Origin of the sequence: Cryobacterium tepidiphilum (assembly GCF_003716325.1) — a bacterium.
Lineage (GTDB): Bacteria > Actinomycetota > Actinomycetes > Actinomycetales > Microbacteriaceae > Cryobacterium > Cryobacterium tepidiphilum.
In genome coordinates this window covers 144,589-163,564 of record NZ_RDSR01000001.1, presented here as the reverse complement: position 1 = coordinate 163,564, position 18,976 = coordinate 144,589, and the positions used below count along the sequence as shown (strand labels likewise).

The following is an 18,976-nucleotide window of genomic DNA, read 5'->3' as shown; positions in this document are numbered from 1 at the left end:
GATCGCGCACCGTTATGGCATCGAAGCTGAGTAAACGTCGTTTTAGGCGGGGACCGGACGCGTCCGGCCCTCGGGCGCGAAGTGCCGGCGTGCTCCTCAGCTCAGTGCTCGTTGCGGCGGCATTCACGGCGGTGGCTCCCCCGGCAGCATGGGCCGACGACGTCCCGACTCCCGCGCCGAGCAGCACCGCGGAGCCGGAATCCGGCGTCGCCGACGCGCTCGACGCACTGGATGCGTTGGCCTCCTTGCGGGACGCGCGTTCCCACGAGGGGGACGACCCGGCGACGACTCCCGCCGAAACGCCACCTCCCGCCGACGACGTTGCCGCGGGAGACGCCGATGGCGATGGGCAGCCGGCGGATGCCGATGACGAGGGCACGCCGACTCCTGGGCCGACCGATTCCCCTGAGTCTCCCGTCGTCACGCCGACACCGACGCCCACACCGACACCGACGCCGACACCCACTCCCACGACGGTTCCCAGCCGCCCCACCACGCCGACGCCGACCGTGCCCCCGCGGGTTCCGCCGACGTCGCCGCCGCTCACCATCCACGACGCGCCCGGCGACTACCCGACCCCGCGAGAGACACGCGAGCAGGCCGCGCAGGCCCAGGCCGACGCCGACGAGGCTGCAGCGGCGGCCAGGGCCGAAGCGGAAGCCGCGGCACGCGCATCCGCTGCCCGGGTGGCGGCCTTCATGGCGGCACAGGCCGATTTCACGAAGGCCTCGGCGGCGTATGACGACGCGAAGCTCACCTACGCCTCGGTGAAGGCGCGGTACGACGAGGCGGTGGCACGCGCGACACTCGTGCATGGCATGGCAACGGATGCCGCGGAGAGCGCCGCACGCGCCGGTCGCGTCGTCGCGACGATCACCCGCGCGATGGCGCAGCAGCGCTCCGGCACCGCGGCGGTCGACGCCTTCCTCGACGGCTCGGGCAGTGGCCTCCTCTACCGGCTCGGCACGCTCGACAAGCTGTCGCACCTGAGCGGCAGTCTTCCCGCGATCAAGGTGCGGAGCGTGGTCGAGCAGCAGCGTGCCGACGCGCTGCTCGAGAAGGATCGGGTCGCGCAGGAGGCCGTGCTCGCCGTTCCGCTCGACCAGGCGCGCAGCGGCATGGAGGCGGCCAAGGCCGGTTTCGACGCCGCGAAGGCGCGGCTGGACTCCTTGCGCCGGGCGTCGACCGCGGGCGTGCTCGGGATGAGCCCGCTGCCGGCGCACAAGCCCGACACCGGGCAGCTGAGCGCCCAGGGCTGGGTGCTTCCCGCCGTCGGCGCCATCACCGACCGCTTCGGCCCGCGGCCCGACAAGCCGCTGCCCGACGTCGGCGACTACCACTACGGCACCGACATCGGCGCCTCCTGCGACGCGGGCGTGTACGCCGCCACCTCCGGCACCGTGGTGTCGGCCGGCACCCTCGGCACGTACGGCAACTGGATCCTCATCGACCACGGCAACGGCGTGCAGACCGGCTACGCGCACCTCGCGACCGGCGAAACCCTCGTCTCCGTCGGCGACACGGTGATCGGAGGACAGGTCATCGCCGGGGTCGGCAGCACGGGCGCCTCGACCGGATGTCACCTGCACTTCGAGGTGCGCATCGACGGTTCGCGGGTCGACCCGCAGCCGTTCCTGGCGAAGCGCGGTGTCGTCCTGGGCCGGTGACACCGGCTCGCGGGCTTACTGTGGACGTAGGTATACACCCCTGCGCCCGCATCCCGTGAAAGGTTCGCCTCATGCTCTATGCCCAGACTCCTGCATCCGAGAAGCGCCGGCTCTTCCGCGAGCGCCTCGCCGACGGTGAGCTCCTGCGCTTCCCCGGCGCCTTCAACCCGCTGTCGGCGCGGCTGATCGAGCGCAAGGGATTCGACGGCGTCTACATCTCCGGCGCCGTCATCGCCGCCGACCTCGGGCTCCCCGACATCGGGCTGACCACCCTCACCGAGGTTGCCGGGCGCGCCCGGCAGATCGCGCGGATGACCGACCTGCCGGCCATCGTCGACGCCGACACCGGCTTCGGCGAGCCGATGAACGTGGCCCGCACGATCCAGGAGCTCGAAGACGCCGGACTGGGCGGCGCCCACATCGAGGACCAGGTCAACCCCAAGCGCTGCGGGCACCTGGACGGCAAACAGGTGGTCGACGAGGACACCGCGCTCAAGCGCATCCGCTCGGCCGTGCAATCCCGTCGCGACCCGAACTTCGTCGTCATCGCCCGCACCGACGTGCGCGGCGTCGACGGCCTCGACGCAGCCGTCGACCGGGCGAAGAAGCTCGCCGACGCCGGGGCCGACGTGATCTTCCCCGAGGCCATGGCCACGCTCGCCGAGTTCGAAGCCGTGCGCGCGGCGGTCGACGTGCCGATCCTCGCCAACATGACGGAGTTCGGCAAGAGCGAGCTTTTCACCTCAGAGCAGCTGGCGGATGTCGGTGTGAACATCGTCATCTGGCCGGTGTCGCTGCTGCGCATGGCGATGGGGGCTGCCGGCCGGGCGCTCGACACACTGAACGACGAGGGCGCGCTGACGGCACGCCTCGACGAGATGCAGCACCGCGCCGACCTCTACGACCTGCTCGACTACCCCGCCTACAACGCCTTCGACAGCTCGGTGTTCAACTTCACGATCGCCCGCTAGCTCCCGACGCCACCCGCGAACGCGCGAGTGCGGGCTTTCTGCCGCGCGCCGAGCGCCGAGGCGGCAATTGGCCCGCACCGGCGGCGGCGGAACAGGGCTACGCCTCGCGAGATCGGGCGTTACGTGACGCGCGGCGCTCGCGGGTGCCCTCCACGAGGTAGTAGAGCACGGGCAGCACCACGAGGGTGAGCAGCGTCGACGACACCAGCCCGCCGATGACCACGAGCGCGAGCGGCTGCGAGATGAAGCCGCCGTGCCCGGTGAGCCCGACGGCCATCGGCAGCAGGGCGAAGATGGTGGCGAGCGCGGTCATGAGGATGGGGCGGAGCCGGCGCGACGCGCCGTGCACGAGCGCGTCGCCCACGGCCATGCCGCGGCGGCGGTATTGGTTGACGAGGTCGACCAGCACGATCGCGTTGGTCACCACGATGCCGATCAGCATGAGCACGCCGATCAGCGAGGCCACCCCCAGCGGGATGCCGCTGACCACCTGCAGCGCGATGGCGCCGGTCGCCGCGAACGGCACCGAGACCAGGAGCAGCAGCGGCTGCAGCAGGGAGCGGAACGTGGCCACCATCACGACATAGACGATCAGGATCGCGACGAGCATCGCCACACCGAGTTGGCTGAATGCCTCCGCCTGGTCGGCGCTCACGCCCCCGATCGTCGCCTTCGCGCCGGCGGGAAGGTCGGCCTCCTCGACCGCGGATGTCACCTGCGCGGTCGCGGCCCCGAGGTCGTCGCCCTTCGGCGTCGCCGACACGGTCGCGGTGCGGAGCCCCTTGGTCGTGGTGATGGTCGACGGGCCCTTCACCTGTTCCACGGTGGCGAGCTCGTCGAGCGGCACCTCGCCCGACGGCGTGGGAATGGGCAGGGCCGCCAGCTCGGCGGTCGTCGTCGGCGGCGCATCGGACTGCAGGTACACCGAGAGGGTCGTGTCGTCGATCACGACCGAGCCCACGGCGCTCGGCTGCATCGCCTGTGACACGAGGGTGCCGAGGGCGAGTTCGCTGAGGCCGGCTTCGGCGGCCGCGTCCCGGTTCACGGTGACGGCGATGTACGGGCGGGAAGCGGCGAGGTTGCTGGTGCTCTCGGCGATGCCGTCGAGAGCGTGCACCCGCTCGAGGATGGCGTCCGTCGCCGCCTGCAGGTCGGCATCCGTTGTGGCGGTGACGTTTACTTCGATGTCCGAGGACCCGCCGAAACCGCCGGCGGCCGCGACCGAGACCTCGCCCACCCCGTCGAGCCCGGTCAGCCTGTCGCGGGTGACCTGCTGCACGTGGTCGGGGTCGGCCTCGTCGCTCGTGGTGATCGAGTAGGTCACCGAGCTCGACGGGCCGCCGCGGAACGCGGACTCCGCGCTCTGCCCACCGATCGAGACCTGCACCGTCTGCACCCCGTCGATACCGCCGAGCACGTCGCCGACCTTCTGCGCGGCGGCGTCCTGCGCGGCCAGGCTCGTCGCCACGGGCAGGGTCTGCGTCACCCGGAACGTGTTCTGGCCGGTGGAGCCGAGGAAGTTGATCTTCATGAGCGGCGCGAGCGCGGCCGTGCCGACGAGCACGAAGACGGCCAGCAGCATGGTCGCCACGGCGTGGCGCAGCGTCCAGCGGATGACGGGCAGGTAGCCCTTCTGCAACCGGCTGGGGTGCTCGAGGTCGTCGGCGTCCTGCACCGCGGCGACCTCCGGCGAGGTGCCGCGCGCGGGCGTGCGGAGGAACCAGTACGCCAGCACCGGCACGATGGTGAGGGCCACCAGCAGCGAGGCGAGGAGCGCGATCGTCACGGTGAGCGCGAACGGGCGGAACAGCTCACCCGTCGACCCGCCGACGAACGAGATCGGGAGGAACACGGTCACCGTGGTGATGGTCGACGCCGTGATCGCGCCGGCGACCTCGCGCACGGCCTCGATGATCGTCTGCGCCCGGTCACGCCCGGCCACGAGGTGCCGCTTGATGTTCTCGATGACGACGATGGAGTCGTCGACCACCCGGCCGATCGCGATGGTGAGCGCGCCGAGGGTGAGGATGTTCAGCGAATAGTCCACGGCCTGCAGCCCGATGAACGTGATCAGCACCGAGGTGGGAATCGAGATCGCGGTCACCAGCGTCGCGCGCACCGAGAGCAGGAACACCAGGATCACCAGCACCGCGAACGCGAGGCCGAGGACGCCCTCCTGCGTGAGGGAGTCGATGGACTGCTGGATGAACGGCGCCTGGTCGAACACGACCGTGAACGTCGCGCCCGGGATGCCCTCCTCCAGCCCCGGCAGGATCGCCCGCACCGCCTTCGACACGTCGACCGTGTTCGCGGCGGGAACCTTGGTGACCGAGACGGTGAGGGCCGGCTCGCCGTTCACCCGCGAGATGCTGGTGGCCGGGTTCTCGGTGAGGGCGACATCCGCCACGTCGTCGATCGTCACAACGGATGCCGCGGCCGCGTCGGCCGCGTCGGCGCCGAACCCCGGCGCCCCGGCTGCGCCGCCGGCTCCCGGGATCCCCGACGGGATGAGCGGCAGCGACGCGATGTCGCCGACCGAGACGAGCTTCGAGCCGGCCTGCACCGACAGCGTCTTGCCGCCTTCGGTGATCGCGCCGCCCGCCACGAGCACGCCGTTCTGCTGCAGGGCGTCACGGATGGCCTGCGTGCTGAACCCCGCCTCGGCGAGCGCCGCGGCATCCGGTGTGATCGTCACCCGCTTGCCCGCCTCGCCGACCAGCGTCGCGTCGCGTACGCCGTCGACGTCGCGGATGTCGCCGAGCACGCTGCGCTTCAGGTCGTCGGCGAGCGCGGTGGTGTCGTCACCCGAAACGGCGATCGACAGCACCGGGAAGTCGTCGATGCTGCCCGAGAGGATCTGCGGATCGAGGTTGTCGGGCAGTCGCGACGAGATCGAACTGATCGCGGAGGCGATCTTCGACTCCGCCTTGGCGAGGTCGGTGCCATAGGTGAAGGTCGCGCTGACCAGCGACGCGTTCGTGCTGCTGGTCGTCGACGTCGACTCGAGCCCCGGGACGCCCTGGATCGCCCGCTCGATCGGGCTCGAGACGTCGTCGTTGACGACCTCGGGCGACGCACCCGGGTAGCTCGTGGTGATGACGAGCTGCGGGAGCTGCAGTGACGGGATGAGCTCCTGCTTGAGGCTCGTGAGCGCGAGGGTTCCGAACACCGCGGCGACGATGGTGATGAGCGCGATCAGGGCCCGGTTCTTCATGCTCAGGACAGCGAGGAGATGCACCGGGCAAGTATGTCATTCCGTGCTGTGCGGCCCCTTTCCCGCGAGGGCGTGCAGGGCGTCCCGCACGAACGCGGCGCCGTCCTGACCGCCGTAGTTGGCGGCGAAGCGCTCGTCGGCCACGTACATGTCGCCGAGGCCGGCCAGCTCCTCGGCCGTCGGCCGGCGCCCCTGCCAGCCGATGGCGATCCAGTCGCGGTGCCGGGCGGCGATGGCCTGCACCTCGGCGCTGTCGGCGGCCAGCCCCCGGTCACGCGCGGCGGCGTAGTCACGCGCGATGTCGACGTGCTGCTGCTGGAAGCCGGCCTTCTCGGCATCCGTCATGCTGCGCCACCAGCGGTCGCCGCTCGCATAGGCCGCCTTCCCCCACTTCTCCTCCACCTCCTCGCGGTACTGGGTGTGGTCGAATCCGTCGAACATGTTCTCGGGCATGAGCGTCTCGCTTTCGGTGAGGGTGCGGATGGTGTGCTCGACGGCCAGGATCTGGCGGTCGAGCCGGTCCTGCTCCTGCCGGAGGCGAAGCAGGTGGTCGGAGAGGGCTGCGACATCGTCGGTCTCGCGGTCGAGCACCCTGCCGATGGCGGGCAGGCCGAGGCCGAGCTGACGCAGCATGAGGATGCGCTGCAGTCGCACCAGGGCCTGCTCGTCGTAATAGCGGTAACCGTTGCCGCCGATGCGACTCGGCGGCAACAGCCCGACGGCCCCGTAGTGCCGCAGGGCACGGCTCGTGGTGCCGGCCAGCCGTGCGATGTCGTGAATCGGCCATTCCCTGGCGGTTCCCTCTCTCATGAGGTCCACGCTAAACGTTGACGCTGCGTCAAGGTCAAGCGGATATCGCGGCCCGGCCCCCTCCCAAACGATCACGTCGGCTCTGTATAATATGAACACTTTCTAACATTCAAGGAGAACCTCTTCCATGGCCACCTGGTTGCACGACGTCTTTCCCGTGGCAAAGCCGATCATCGGCATGCTGCACCTCTCCGCCCTGCCGGGCGACCCGGGGTACGACTCGAAGGGCGGCCTGGCGACGATCCTCGACCGGGCCCGCGCCGAGCTCGCCAATCTGCAGGAGGGCGGGGTGGACGCCGTCATGTTCTCCAACGAGTTCAGCCTTCCCTACCTCACCAAGACCGAGCCGATCACGGCCATCACCATGGCGCGCATCATCGGCGAGCTGCACGATGAGATCAGCGTGCCCTTCGGCGTGAACGTGCTGTGGGACGGACGGGCGTCCATCGACCTCGCCGTCGCGACGGATGCGAAGTTCGTGCGCGAGATCTTCACCGGCGTCTACGCGAGCGACTTCGGCCTCTGGAACACCAACGTGGGCGAGACCGCACGGCACCGCCGGGCGGTCGGCGGCGAGAACGTCAAGCTGTTCTTCAACATCGTTCCGGAATCGGCGAAGTACCTGGCCGACCGCGACCTCGAGGCCATCACCCGCACCACCGTCTTCGCGACGCTCCCCGACGCCATCTGCGTCTCCGGACCGACCGCAGGCTCCCAGACCGACATGGACCAGCTCCAGGCCGTCAAGAACGCGGCGGGCAACGTGCCGGTCTTCGTGAACACCGGCGTGAGGGCGAACACCGCGGCCGCGCAGCTGAGCGTCGCCGACGGCGGCGTGGTCGGCACCTATTTCAAGAAGGACGGCGTCTTCGAGAACCCCGTCGACCCCGCCCGCGTGCGCGAACTCATGGGTGAAGTGCAGAAGCTGCGCCACACGCTGCCGGCGAGCTGACGCTCTTCGCTAGCCGACCGGCGCCACCACGACGTCGACCCCCGCTGCCCGGAAGCTCTCCAGCAGCGCGGGGTCGGCGCGGTCGTCGGTGACCAGCACGTCAATATCCTCGATCGGGCACACCTCCGCGAATCCGACCTTCTCCAGCTTGCTGGAGTCGGCGAGCACGATCACGCTGTTGGCGGACTCCACCATGGCGCGCTTGACGTCCGAATCCTCCAGGTTGAACTCCGTGGCGCCGCCGGCCACCGACACTCCGCCCACGCCCAGGAACGCCTTGTCGATGCGGAACCGCCCGAAACTCTGCACGGCGGCCTGGCCGATGAACGAGAGCTCCTCGGCCCGCAGCACGCCGCCGGTCGAGATCAGTCGCACGGTCTGCTCCAGCGCGTGATGCTCGGCCACGGCCATGGCCACGCGCAGGCTCGCCGTCACGATCGTCAGGTTCGACGCGGTGATCTGCGGAACGATCTCCAGCACGGTCGACCCGACGTCGATCCCGAGGGCGTCGCCGTCGTCGACCATCGCCGCCGCGGCCTTCGCAATGGCCCGCTTGATGCCGCTGTCGTTCATCTGCCGCACCCGGAACGGGGGCTCGTAGGCCCGACCGGTGGTGCGGGTGGCCCCGCCGTGGATGCGCCGGAGGATGCCGGTGCGCTCCAGTTCCAGGAGATCGCGCCGGATCGTCATTTCCGAGACGTCGAGCTGTTCGCTCAGGGTGGCAACGGATGCGGTGTTCCGGTCATCGAGGATCTCGACGATGCGGGAGTGCCGTTCTGCCTTCACGAACCCCAGCTCCTCTCAGCACGCACCGCTCTCGCACATCGCGGCGGCGCATCCGCTGTAGCACAGCCTATTGGAGGGGGCGTGGACGGCGAGGCGCTCGACCTATGTGCGCTTGGCGCCCCGCACGGCGAAGCGCTGCTGCAGCAGCACCGCGACGACGATGATGACGCCCTTGGCGACCGCCTGCACGGAGGTGTCGAGGTTGTTCTGAGTGAAGATGTTGGACAGGGTGCTGAAGATGAGCACGCCGAGCACGGTGCCGACGATCGTGCCGCGCCCGCCGATCAGCAGGGTGCCACCGACGACGACCGAAGCGATCGCGTCGAGCTCGTACAGCGTGCCGTGCGTCGACGTGCCCGCAGTGGTGCGGCCGAGCATCATCACGGCGGCAATGCCGGCCCGCGAGCACGTACAACGTAGACGGGGTGGCGCTTACGTCTGCCGTCTCGCTGCACGCACGCTAGAACTTTCCGGCAACGTCAGCCCTTCCTCGAGTTGCGGATTGGGGATTGCCACAACGGAGGCGGTTATGTAGCTGACGGCGTAGGTGCTCTGTGGGATCCCGCGCACCCGCACCGCGTTCAGTCCTTCACCGCGATTGCGGCTGCAACCAACAACATTGGCCCTTTCTCCTGAAAGTAATGCCGCGCAGCATTCCGGAACCCGTCGATCGACACACGACTTTTGTAATTGGCTTGACAAAAGACGCACGTCTTCTGCCATACTTGCCGAGCGGGTGTTGAGCGATATCCGCGTCGGAACCGGGCACCACCGTTCGTGAAGGGGTCCTCGGTAATCGGCAAGATCCCACCCGGGCGTGCCCGATATTCATTGGAGAATATTCATGAAGCGCAATTTGGCTTTGATTGCAGCGACAGGGGCGGTACTCATCGCCGTTTCGGGCTGCAGTTCGGCAGGAAGCTCCGACTCGCAGGCTGCTGCCTCTGCAAATCCAGCCGTGCAAAAGGCGGAGAAGGCACTTGCGGACATTGTCAGCGGAAAGGTTCTCAGCAAGGGTCCCCACGGCGAAACGGCCGCTCCCGCTTCCTCAGCAGACATGACGGAGGAAGAAATCGCTAAAGTGAAGGCGCTGAACGCGACTGCGGCTATCGCCATGCACTACGGCGGGAACGACTGGGCCACCGCCCAGATCGCCGGCCTGAAAAGCGAGTTCGGCAAGCTCGGCATCAAAGTGATCGCGACGACAGATGCAAACTTCAAGCCCGACCAGCAAGTGTCGCAGCTTGAAACTCTCGCCACCCAGAAGCCCGACCTCATCGTGTCGATCCCGACCGATCCCGTTGCCACAGAATCAGCTTATGAAGCGTTGGCGGCGGCTGGAATAAAGCTCGTGTTCATGGACAATGTGCCCAACGGCATGACGGCCGGCGAAGATTATGTCTCCGTCGTATCGGCCGACAACTACGGCAACGGAGTGGTCTCCGCATACGAGATGGCCAAGGCAATCGGCGGTAAAGGCAAGATCGGCGTAATTTTCCATCAAGCTGACTTCTTCGTCACCAAACAGCGCTACCAAGGCTTCAAAGAGACGATCAACCAGGAATTCCCCGACATCGAGATTGTCGAAGAGACAGGTATCGCTGGTCCTGATTTCGCCGGACAGGCACAAGTGTCCGCTGGCGCCATGCTGACCAAGCACCCCGACCTGACGGGCATCTGGGCTGTTTGGGACGTCCCTGCAGAAGGTGTTATGGCAGCCGCGAGAGCGGCAGGCAACACAAACCTGAAAATAGCCACTGAAGACCTCGGGACGAACGTCGCGATCGCACTGGCCAAGGACCAGCTCATTGTCGGTCTCGGCGCGCAGCGACCCTTCGACCAGGGAGTGACCGAAGCCCGTCTGGGAGCTCTTTCTCTGATCGGCAAGGACCTGCCGGCATACGTAGCGGTGCCTGCTCTTCCCGTTGACCACTCAAACGTGCTCGACGCTTGGAAGCAGGTGTATCACGCTGATCCGCCCGCGTCGATTGTGGACTCCTACAAGAAGTAATCGATGAATGGGGGCCGCGGCTTTCTCGCCGCGTCCTCCGGAAAATGTGGTGTCTCATGACCGGAGCAGAGTACGCAGTGGAGATGCGGTCCATCTCCAAGAGCTTCAATGGTGTAACTGTCCTCAATGACGTTGATTTCGAAGTTCGCAAAGGCGAAGTTCACGCTCTCGTCGGCGGCAACGGTGCGGGAAAGTCAACGTTGATGAAGATCCTGCAAGGTGTTTACCAATCCGATCGCGGCACGATCATGGTCGACGGCAACCGAGTGAAAATCGATTCCATCCCGGACGCGAAGGCCGCTGGCATCGGCATGGTGTTCCAGGAATTCAGCCTCGTGCCCAGCCTCACCGTCGCGCAGAACATCTTCCTCGGAGCTGAGCCGTTGAACGGCGCGGGATTCATCAACGACAGAGAATCAAGGCAGCGCGCTAGAGACGTACTTTCAGAGATGGAGGTCGATCTCGACCCGCGCTCTGAGGTGGGCCGCCTAGGAACCGCTTACTGGCAACTCACCGAGATTGCCAAGGCGTTGGCCCAGAACGCGCGAGTTCTAATTATGGATGAACCGACGGCGAGTCTTGCAAAGAATGAAACCGAGGCGCTGTTCGCCTTGATCGGCCGGCTGAAGAGCCGCGGCATCTCCATTATCTACATCTCACACAGGATGGACGAAGTTTACCGTGTCAGCGACCGCATCACCATCCTGAGGGACGGGCGGCGACTTTTGACCGAATCGCTCGCAGACGTTGCTCCCGAGCAGATCATTGAGGGCATTGTTGGCAAGAAAATCGAGGGGGAACTGACCTACCGCACTCGATCCCAAGCCGCATTCGACGATCAACCACTCCTTGAGGTGCGTCGGCTCAATGCCGGAGCGCGGGTGCGGGACGTGTCCCTCACCCTTCGGCCAGGAGAGATTATCGGGCTCGCTGGCCTCATGGGGAGCGGACGCACGGAATTGGCCAGAGCGCTCTTCGGCATTGATCGCGTTGAAAGCGGGGACATCTACATTCGGGGTGAGAAAGTCAACATCTCCTCGCCGCAGCGCGCAATGCAAGCCGGAATCGCCCTAATCCCCGAGGACCGAAGAGATCAAGGATTGGTTCTGGACCACTCGGTCCGCGACAATCTTCTGCTCGGTCTGCTGACTGGAATCGGCAAAGGCCCGTTGATAGATACTCGCGCGGGTAAGGAGCTCGCTAACTTGTTGATCTCGAAGTTCGCTGTCAAGGTCTCCAATCCCGCCAAGCCGGTCAACCTGCTCTCCGGCGGCAATCAGCAAAAAGTCGTCTTAGCCAAGTGGCTGGGCCGAAACCCCGACATCTTGATTCTTGACGAACCCACAGCGGGCATTGACATCGGCACGAAGAGCGAGATTCTCGATCTGGTCCGTGATCTGGCGGATCAAGGAAAGGCCGTCATGATCATCTCTTCGGAATACCCCGAGCTTCTTGCTGTCAGCGATCGCGTGCTAATCATCCGCGACGGTTCCGTAATTCGCGATCTTTCTCGCAACGAGATTGTTGACGAGGAATTTCTTCAACTTGCAGTTCAAGGAGTCTGAACATGAACAACACGAGTACCACTTCGGCGTCGCCGATCGCCTCCAAACGCCGATCCCGGGACATTATCACCGGAATCGATTGGCGCCGGTACGTCATCTACATCGGCTTTGCAGTTGTGTTCCTCTTTTTCGCGATCTTCCTTGGAAACCAGGGATTCCTTTCACCCGTCAATCTCGTGAACATTTTGCGCCAGACCGCAACAATCATGGTCATCGCCGTCGGAATGACGTATGTAATCGCGGCTGCGGAGATCGACCTCAGCGTGGGATCGATCGCCGGGCTTTCGAGCGTATCCACGGCAATGGCGATCTCCGCCTGGGGCCTCGTGCCAGGGATCGTCACCGGCTTGGCCGTCGGCTTCGTTGTCGGTGCAATAAACGGTTCCCTGGTCAGCCTGCTTGGCATCCCGTCATTTTTGGTAACGCTCGGGATGATGGGCGTCGCCGTCGGCACGGCGCAGTGGATCACCAATTCCGCCCCTGAGCCGATCCTCAGTGATGTCTTCAACAACATCTTCGGCTCGGGAAACATCGGCCCAGTTCCGAGTCTTGTCGTATGGGCTGCCGTCTTCGTCGCGATTGGCGCGATAGGCCTTTCCCGCACCAAATTCGGTCGTCAGGTTCTGGCAACCGGGGGAAACCGGACCGCCGCCAACTTCACAGGTATCAACACGAAGCGCATCAAATTCACGGTGTTACTGATCTCTGGAGTCGTCGCCAGTGTCGCCGGCATGCTCTACGCAGGCCGACTGCAATCGGGACGGTTCCAGTGGGGCACCGGAGATGAGCTCTCAGCCATTGCGGCTGTCATCCTCGGGGGAACGAGCTTGTTCGGTGGCAGTGGCACGGTGATCGGCACAATGTTCGGCGCACTGCTCATCGGCTTGATCAACAACGGCCTGGTACTCGCCGGGCTGGACAGCAGCCAGCAACAAATCGTCCGCGGCGCCATCATCATCCTCGCCGTCGCCTTGGCCCGTAAGAAATGACCATGCAGGCTGGTGGTGCACTTCGTGCTGGCATCATCGGAACGGGCTTCATGGGGACCGTCCACTCCCACGCCGTTCGTGCAAGCGGGGGCGTAGTGGCAGCCGTAGCCAGCCGCAGCCCCGAGGGAACTCTCGCCGCTGCCACCCGGCTAGGCGCCGCGGAAGCTTGCGAGTCACCGGCGACGCTCATCGCCCGGGATGACATTGATGTCGTGCACATCTGCACGCCCAACGCGTCCCACGCCGAGCTAGCGGCGAGCGCAATCGCTGCTGGCAAAGCGGTGATCTGTGAAAAGCCCCTCGCCACGTCCGTGCAGGACGCGGCCCGGCTGGTTTCTTCAGCAGAGGCAGCCGGCGTTGTTGCCTCTGTTCCGTTTATCTACCGCTTTTATCCTGCTGTACGGGAGATCCGAGAGCGGATCCTCTCGGGCGATGCGGGCAGACTGTGGCTCTTGCATGGCTCATACCTGCAGGACTGGTTGGCAGATCCCCGCTCAAACAATTGGCGAGTGGACCCTGCACTCGGGGGCGGTTCTAGAGCATTCGGAGACATCGGCGTCCACTGGTGCGATCTCATGGAATTCGTGACTGGCCACCGCATTACTCGACTAGTCGCCAAGACTTCACGCGCCTTCCCCGAGCGTCCTAATGGCGCCCGAGCCACACGCGTCGAAACGGAAGACGGTGCCAACCTGCTTTTCGAGACGGATCATGGGGCAAGCGGATCCCTCGTGATCAGCCAGGTCACACCGGGCCGCAAAAATCGACTCTGGTTCTCGTTTGACGGAACCGAAAAATCATTCAGCTTCAATCAGGAAAACCCCGGCACATTGCGGGTGGGCGACACTAAGTCCGCGCGCCATATCCCCGCTGGAGCTGACATGCTCACAACCGATCAGGGTAAGAAATACGCGGTTCTGCCAGCTGGACACCCGCAGGGATACCAAGACTCCTTCAATGCTTTCGTCAAGGACAGCTACTCAGCAATCTCAGGAGAAGCGGTTGTCGGACTACCGACATTTCGTGACGGATTGCGGGCCGCGCAACTGACCGAATCCGTCTTGGATTCCGCTGCCTCGGGGGGCTGGGTCAGCGTTCCGAGTATCGATGACAGCGCGACCGGAATCAAGCCGACCGCGCTTATTAACGAAAGGTCAAGCTAATGCGTTTGGGTTACCACACAATCACCTGGGGCGGCGTCGTGGGCGATGCAACCGGAGTTACCAGCGTCAAAGACCTCTTCTATCGCGCGAACGGCTCCATGGAAGCGGCGATTGCCGATATCGGCTCGGTGGGGTACGAAGGAATTGAAATGTTCGACGGCAACCTTGCCGACCATGCCGATCGTCCGGATGAGCTCCGCGAAATGATGGAGAACGCGAAACTCGAACTGGTGAGCGTTTACACCGGCGCTAACTTCATCTATTCCGACATCCTTCCCGATGAGCTGCACCGCGTCCATCGTGCCGCCGAGCTGGCTAAGACGTTCGGGGCGGAACGACTTGTCGTTGGTGGTGGCGCACGACGGGCGGCTGGAACCACGAATGACGACTACCAGCGTCTGGGCGAAGCCCTGGATCGGGTGACTGACATTGCAGAAAGCTTCGGACTAGAAGCGAGCTATCACCCACACCTGTCCACCATCGTGGAGAGCCCCGAGGAACTACAGAAGCTGATGGGCCTGACCAAGATCGGGTTCTGCCCTGACACGGCGCACCTAGCGGCGGCCGGTGGAGACCCTGCCGCATTGATCCGGCAGTACTCCGATCGAATTCGTCACGTCCATCTGAAGGACTTGCGGAAGGAACCATTCGCATTCCTACCCCTAGGCGAAGGCGATCTAGATATGGAAGACATCATCCGGGCGGTCAAAGAAAGCGGGTACGACAGCTGGCTCATGGTCGAACTCGACTCTTATGACGGTGACCCTCGTGTTGCCGCAGAAATCAGCAAGAAATTCCTTGACAACGTTCTCTGATCACGAGGCCACGTAAAGCGCGGCACAAACGAATAGAAGCCATTGCGGCGTGCCGCATCTAGAAGGGACAACGAATCATCATGCAGAATCTCAATGTCGGCCTTATCGGCGGCGGCTTCATGGGCAAGGCTCATTCGCTCGCCTACGCGGCGATGCCAATGTTCTTCTGGCCTGCGCCTGCGATGCCCGTGCGTAAGACGATTGCTGAAGCGACAGACCAGCTAGCGGCAGAAGCTGCACGCCGCTTCGGGTTCGAGCAATCCACCTCGGACTGGCGCAGCGTCGTGGAAGACCCTGAGATCGACGTTGTCGACATCGCAACGCCAAATCACCTGCACGCCGAGATCGCCATTGCTGCGGCCAAGGCCGGCAAGCACATCATCAGCGAGAAGCCGCTTGCCCGCACCTCTCAAGAGGCGAAGGCAATGTACGAGGCCGTGAAGGAAGCAGGGGTGGTGCATGCTGTTGCGTTCAATTATCGGCGGACGCCCGCTGTCGCGCTTGCAAAGAAGTACATCGAAGAAGGTGCCATTGGCCGCATCTTGAACTTCCGCGGAACGTACCTTCAGGACTGGAGCGCCGACCCCAATTCTCCGTTGTCCTGGCGCTTCCAGAAGTCGATCGCAGGGTCCGGAGCACTTGGCGATATCGCTACACATGTGATCGACATGGCGCGGTACCTTGTCGGTGATTTCAGCCAGGTGAACTCCATCCTGTCCACTTGGATTCCTGAACGACCGCTCCAGGCTGGCGGCGCTGATGCTCTCGGCACCGTACGTGGTTCCGACGGGCCGCGGGGCGACGTAGACGTCGACGATGAAGTCATGACGATGATCCGCTTCTCTAACGGCGCGGTCGGGTCCATCGAGGCCACCCGAAACGCCTACGGTCGCAATAACTTCATCACATTCGAAATCCACGGATCCGAGGGAAGTATCGTATTCAACTACGAACGGCGCGACGAACTGCAGGTGTGTTTCGCGAGTGATCAGGGGGACCGCCGAGGTTTCCGAACCATCTACACTGGCCCGGTCCACCCCTACGGTGCAGCCCTGTGGCCCATCCCCGCACTGGGTATCGGTTACGGCGAAACAAAAATCATCGAAGCTCACGACTTCTTCACCGCTATTGCAGAAGGTGGCACGGTGAGTCCAAATTTCGCAGACGGATATCAGATCGCCTTGATTGACGATGCCATCGTGCAGTCAGCTGAATCAGATGCGTGGGTAGACGTTCAGCCGGCGGAGCTCTAGAAGGCGGGGACGCCATGACGGGCATCTCCTTGACAGCGGCGAAATCGGACGTCGCCATCCTTATGCCAGTTTTCGTGGCGAAACCCGAGTTCCGTGCTGCCCTGCAGAACGAACTCACCAAGCTTCAGGCTCACAGCCGTGAAGATCACGGCTGTGTCGACTATTCCGTTTTTGTTGATGCGAATGACCTAGACCGCTTCATCCTTTACGAGGAATGGTCCACAGAAGAGGCTTTGCACGCGCACAACGAGCAAGAGCACGTCAAGAACTTCTTAGACGTGGTTCCGGATTGGCTGGTCCGACCCCTGGAAGTCACACGATTGCGCACGGTCGGCAACGGAGCGCCAGAGGGGCCGTGAATGTAAGTTCCCATTCCTGCATTGACCAAGCAAATTCCCATCACGCGCACTCAGAGGAGTCACGACATGCCCCGCCCCGTCACCCTGTTCACCGGCCAGTGGGCCGACCTGCCCCTGGAAGAAGTTGCGCGCCTGGCCTCCGAGTGGGGCTACGACGGGCTGGAGATCGCTTGCTGGGGCGACCACCTCGACCCGTGGCGCTGGGATGACGACGAGTATGTGCAGGGCAAGCTCGACCTGCTGGCGAAGTACGACCTGAAGGTGTGGGCGATCTCGAACCACCTGAAGGGTCAGGCGGTGTGCGACGACCCGATCGACCAGCGGCACCGCGACATCCTCTCGGATGTGGTGTGGGGCGACGGTGACCCGGAAGGGGTGCGCCAGCGCGCCGCCGAGGAGATGAAGCACACCGCCCGGCTCGCGGCCAAGCTCGGCGTGAAGACCGTGGTGGGGTTCACCGGCTCGTCGATCTGGAAGTACGTGGCGATGTTCCCGCCCGTCTCGCAGGAGGCGATCGACGCCGGGTACCAGGACTTCGCCGACCGCTGGAACCCGATCCTCGACGTCTTCGACGAGGTCGGCGTTCGGTTCGCCCACGAGGTGCACCCGAGCGAGATCGCCTACGACTACTGGACGACGGTGCGCACGCTGGAGGCGATCGGGCACCGGGAGGCGTTCGGCCTGAACTGGGACCCGAGCCACTTCGTCTGGCAGGACCTCGACCCGGTGAGCTTCCTGTGGGACTTCAAGGACCGCATCTACCACGTTGACTGCAAGGACACCAAGAAGCGGATGGGCAACGGCCGCAACGGCCGGCTCGGCTCGCACCTGGCCTGGGCCGACCCCCGCCGCGGCTGGGACTTCATCTCCACCGGGCACGGCGACGTGCCGTGGGAGGACGCGTTCCGCATGCTCAACACGATCGGCTATGACGGCCCGATCTCGGTGGAGTGGGAGGACGCCGGCATGGACCGGCTCATCGGCGCACCGGAGGCGCTCCAGTTCGTGCGCCGCCTCGCCTTCGACCAGCCCGATGCGGCCTTCGACGCGGCGTTCAGCACCCGGTAGACGCGGGTAGCACGACTGAAGCGGCAGCTGCGCCGGGGCCAAGGCGGTACTGGACGCGCTTTGGGCACGGAAGCCGAGGGCGCTGTCGTGCGCCGAAATGCCAGCGGCGCACGAGGCGCCTGCTGGCGCACCTCATGCGCGGAATTCAGCCAGTGTGCCGGGCCACCATGGCTTCGACCACGGCGGGCGAAAGGGCATGGTAGATGGCCAGAATGCTCGCACCGAGCACCGCGGCATTCACACCGGCGCTCGACTGGGTGATCTGCAGGTGCTGTGTGGCCAGGGGCATCGAGCGCGTGTAGACGACCTCGCGCACGCCGGCGATCAGGTGCTCGCCCGCCTGCGCCATGGAGCCACCGATGACGATCACGGAGGGGTTGATCAGACTGACGCAGGCGGTGAGCACCTCGCCGAGGTCGCGTCCGGCCTGCCGCACCGCCTGGATGGCCTCGAGATTGCCGTGCTTGACGAGGTCGACCACGTCTTGGCTGCCGTGCGCGTCGATGGACCGCGCGCGCAGGGCCTTGGCGAGCGCGGGTCCGGAGGCGAGGGCTTCGAGGCAGCCGCGGTTGCCGCAGTGGCAGGGCACGTCGAGGCCGCGGGAGACCTGCACGTGGCCGATGTCCCCGGCGATGCCCTGGGCACCGCGCTGCAGCATCCCCCCGGAAATGACGCCGGAACCGATGCCGGTGGCCACCTTGATGAACACGAGGTGATCGACGTCGGGCCAGGCCAGCTCGCGCTCCCCCAGCGCCATGATGTTCACGTCGTTGTCGACCAGCACGGGCACGTCGAAGTGCGCCTGCAGCCATCCCGGCACGTCGAACCGGTCCCAGCCGGGCATGATGGGCGGGTTGATCGGGCGGCCGCTGCCGTGCTCGACCGGGCCCGGCAGGCCGACACCGATGGCCAGCAGATCGGCGAGCGAACGGCCGGCCGCGGTGAGGAGTGCGTCACCGGCATCGATCACCCAGTTCAGGACTGCCTCCGGCCCCGCGGACACCTCCATGTCCGTGGCATCCTCCAGCAGGGGCCGCCCCGACAGGTCGCTGACGGCGAGGCGGATGTGGGAGGCGCCGATGTCCACGGCGAGGACGACCTTGGTGTCGGTGGCCAGAGCGAACTGCGAGGAGGGGCGGCCGCCCGTCGATGGGGCATCGCCCGCCGGTCCGACCAGGCCGAGTTCGGTGAGCGCGTCGATGCGCAGCGCGATCGTGGAGCGTGCCAGTCCGGTCAGGTTGGCCAGCTCGGTGCGGGTGCGTGGACGACCGTCCCGGAGGATCTGGAACAGGTCGCTGGCACCGGTGGATCCGAGGGCATTTCCGAGACTTATGTCGATCACCGTTCAATTGA

Annotated in this window: 15 protein-coding genes and 1 pseudogene; 11 read left to right on the top strand and 5 right to left on the bottom strand. The window is 65.2% G+C overall.

From position 1 onward, the window contains the following. Window positions 1-89 precede the first annotated feature (89 nt). Window positions 90-1,667: a M23 family metallopeptidase gene (locus EEJ31_RS00825; protein WP_158603870.1), complete on the top strand. Its 1,578-nt coding sequence runs from the start codon at window positions 90-92 to the stop codon at window positions 1,665-1,667. A gap of 71 nt (window positions 1,668-1,738) precedes the next feature. Then, entirely contained in the window at window positions 1,739-2,638 is a 900-nt protein-coding gene (gene prpB / locus EEJ31_RS00820) for a methylisocitrate lyase (RefSeq protein WP_123044380.1), read from the top strand. Between the two features lie 97 nt (window positions 2,639-2,735). Here prpB and EEJ31_RS00815 read toward each other — a convergent pair whose 3' ends face one another. Together EEJ31_RS00815 and EEJ31_RS00810 are read right to left on the bottom strand one after the other, a co-directional pair. Continuing rightward, window positions 2,736-5,876 (bottom strand): efflux RND transporter permease subunit, encoded by a 3,141-nt coding sequence (locus tag EEJ31_RS00815; RefSeq protein ID WP_199727230.1) that lies wholly within the window; start codon window positions 5,874-5,876, stop codon window positions 2,736-2,738. 12 nt (window positions 5,877-5,888) lie between these two features. Continuing rightward, window positions 5,889-6,662: a MerR family transcriptional regulator gene (locus EEJ31_RS00810; RefSeq protein ID WP_123044497.1), complete on the bottom strand. Its 774-nt coding sequence runs from the start codon at window positions 6,660-6,662 to the stop codon at window positions 5,889-5,891. Window positions 6,663-6,789: 127 nt separating this feature from the next. On the opposite strand from EEJ31_RS00810, the gene EEJ31_RS00805 reads away from it, so the two are divergent. Continuing rightward, window positions 6,790-7,614, top strand: coding sequence for a BtpA/SgcQ family protein (locus tag EEJ31_RS00805; protein ID WP_123044379.1), 825 nt, complete (start codon window positions 6,790-6,792; stop codon window positions 7,612-7,614). A gap of 9 nt (window positions 7,615-7,623) precedes the next feature. Here EEJ31_RS00805 and EEJ31_RS00800 read toward each other — a convergent pair whose 3' ends face one another. Further along, complete coding sequence (locus EEJ31_RS00800; protein WP_123044378.1) at window positions 7,624-8,400, bottom strand: DeoR/GlpR family DNA-binding transcription regulator; 777 nt, start codon at window positions 8,398-8,400, stop codon at window positions 7,624-7,626. Window positions 8,401-8,502: 102 nt separating this feature from the next. Then, window positions 8,503-8,799 (bottom strand): annotated as a pseudogene (locus EEJ31_RS00795) (ABC transporter permease); the annotation flags it as partial. Between the two features lie 445 nt (window positions 8,800-9,244). Between EEJ31_RS00795 and EEJ31_RS00790 the strand changes: the two are divergent. The 8 genes from EEJ31_RS00790 to EEJ31_RS00755 all read left to right on the top strand — a co-directional run bounded on the left by EEJ31_RS00790 (window position 9,245) and on the right by EEJ31_RS00755 (window position 17,623). Further along, window positions 9,245-10,411, top strand: a complete 1,167-nt coding sequence (locus EEJ31_RS00790; protein ID WP_123044377.1) for a substrate-binding domain-containing protein — start codon at window positions 9,245-9,247, stop codon at window positions 10,409-10,411. 56 nt (window positions 10,412-10,467) lie between these two features. Continuing rightward, complete coding sequence (locus tag EEJ31_RS00785) at window positions 10,468-11,976, top strand: sugar ABC transporter ATP-binding protein (protein ID WP_199727229.1); 1,509 nt, start codon at window positions 10,468-10,470, stop codon at window positions 11,974-11,976. A gap of 2 nt (window positions 11,977-11,978) precedes the next feature. Further along, window positions 11,979-12,965, top strand: a complete 987-nt coding sequence (locus EEJ31_RS00780; protein ID WP_123044376.1) for an ABC transporter permease — start codon at window positions 11,979-11,981, stop codon at window positions 12,963-12,965. Next, window positions 12,962-14,128, top strand: coding sequence for a Gfo/Idh/MocA family protein (locus EEJ31_RS00775; protein WP_123044375.1), 1,167 nt, complete (start codon window positions 12,962-12,964; stop codon window positions 14,126-14,128). Before EEJ31_RS00780 ends, EEJ31_RS00775 begins: the two co-directional genes overlap by 4 nt. A gap of 38 nt (window positions 14,129-14,166) precedes the next feature. After that, the gene (locus tag EEJ31_RS00770) at window positions 14,167-14,943 is read left to right on the top strand and encodes a sugar phosphate isomerase/epimerase family protein (protein WP_233563652.1); all 777 of its coding nucleotides are present in this window, start codon (window positions 14,167-14,169) and stop codon (window positions 14,941-14,943) included. 80 nt (window positions 14,944-15,023) lie between these two features. Then, window positions 15,024-16,196 (top strand): levoglucosan dehydrogenase, encoded by a 1,173-nt coding sequence (locus EEJ31_RS00765; protein ID WP_123044373.1) that lies wholly within the window; start codon window positions 15,024-15,026, stop codon window positions 16,194-16,196. A 14-nt stretch (window positions 16,197-16,210) separates the two neighbouring features. Then, entirely contained in the window at window positions 16,211-16,555 is a 345-nt protein-coding gene (locus EEJ31_RS00760; RefSeq protein WP_123044372.1) for a putative quinol monooxygenase, read from the top strand. 66 nt (window positions 16,556-16,621) lie between these two features. Continuing rightward, entirely contained in the window at window positions 16,622-17,623 is a 1,002-nt protein-coding gene (locus tag EEJ31_RS00755; protein WP_123044371.1) for a sugar phosphate isomerase/epimerase family protein, read from the top strand. Window positions 17,624-17,768: 145 nt separating this feature from the next. On the opposite strand, the gene EEJ31_RS00750 is transcribed toward EEJ31_RS00755, so the two are convergent. Continuing rightward, window positions 17,769-18,965, bottom strand: a complete 1,197-nt coding sequence (locus EEJ31_RS00750) for an ROK family transcriptional regulator (RefSeq protein ID WP_407643183.1) — start codon at window positions 18,963-18,965, stop codon at window positions 17,769-17,771. Window positions 18,966-18,976: the final 11 nt, after the last annotated feature.

Excerpts from the sequence above, each read along its gene's own strand:
- prpB (WP_123044380.1), top strand. The coding sequence starts at position 1,739 with ATGCTCTATGCCCAGACTCCTGCATCCGAGAAGCGCCGGCTCTTCCGC.
- EEJ31_RS00810 (WP_123044497.1), bottom strand. The coding sequence starts at position 6,662 with ATGAGAGAGGGAACCGCCAGGGAATGGCCGATTCACGACATCGCACGG.
- EEJ31_RS00805 (WP_123044379.1), top strand. The coding sequence starts at position 6,790 with ATGGCCACCTGGTTGCACGACGTCTTTCCCGTGGCAAAGCCGATCATC.
- EEJ31_RS00790 (WP_123044377.1), top strand. The coding sequence starts at position 9,245 with ATGAAGCGCAATTTGGCTTTGATTGCAGCGACAGGGGCGGTACTCATC.
- EEJ31_RS00785 (WP_199727229.1), top strand. The coding sequence starts at position 10,468 with ATGACCGGAGCAGAGTACGCAGTGGAGATGCGGTCCATCTCCAAGAGC.
- EEJ31_RS00780 (WP_123044376.1), top strand. The coding sequence starts at position 11,979 with ATGAACAACACGAGTACCACTTCGGCGTCGCCGATCGCCTCCAAACGC.
- EEJ31_RS00775 (WP_123044375.1), top strand. The coding sequence starts at position 12,962 with ATGACCATGCAGGCTGGTGGTGCACTTCGTGCTGGCATCATCGGAACG.
- EEJ31_RS00765 (WP_123044373.1), top strand. The coding sequence starts at position 15,024 with ATGCAGAATCTCAATGTCGGCCTTATCGGCGGCGGCTTCATGGGCAAG.
- EEJ31_RS00760 (WP_123044372.1), top strand. The coding sequence starts at position 16,211 with ATGACGGGCATCTCCTTGACAGCGGCGAAATCGGACGTCGCCATCCTT.
- EEJ31_RS00755 (WP_123044371.1), top strand. The coding sequence starts at position 16,622 with ATGCCCCGCCCCGTCACCCTGTTCACCGGCCAGTGGGCCGACCTGCCC.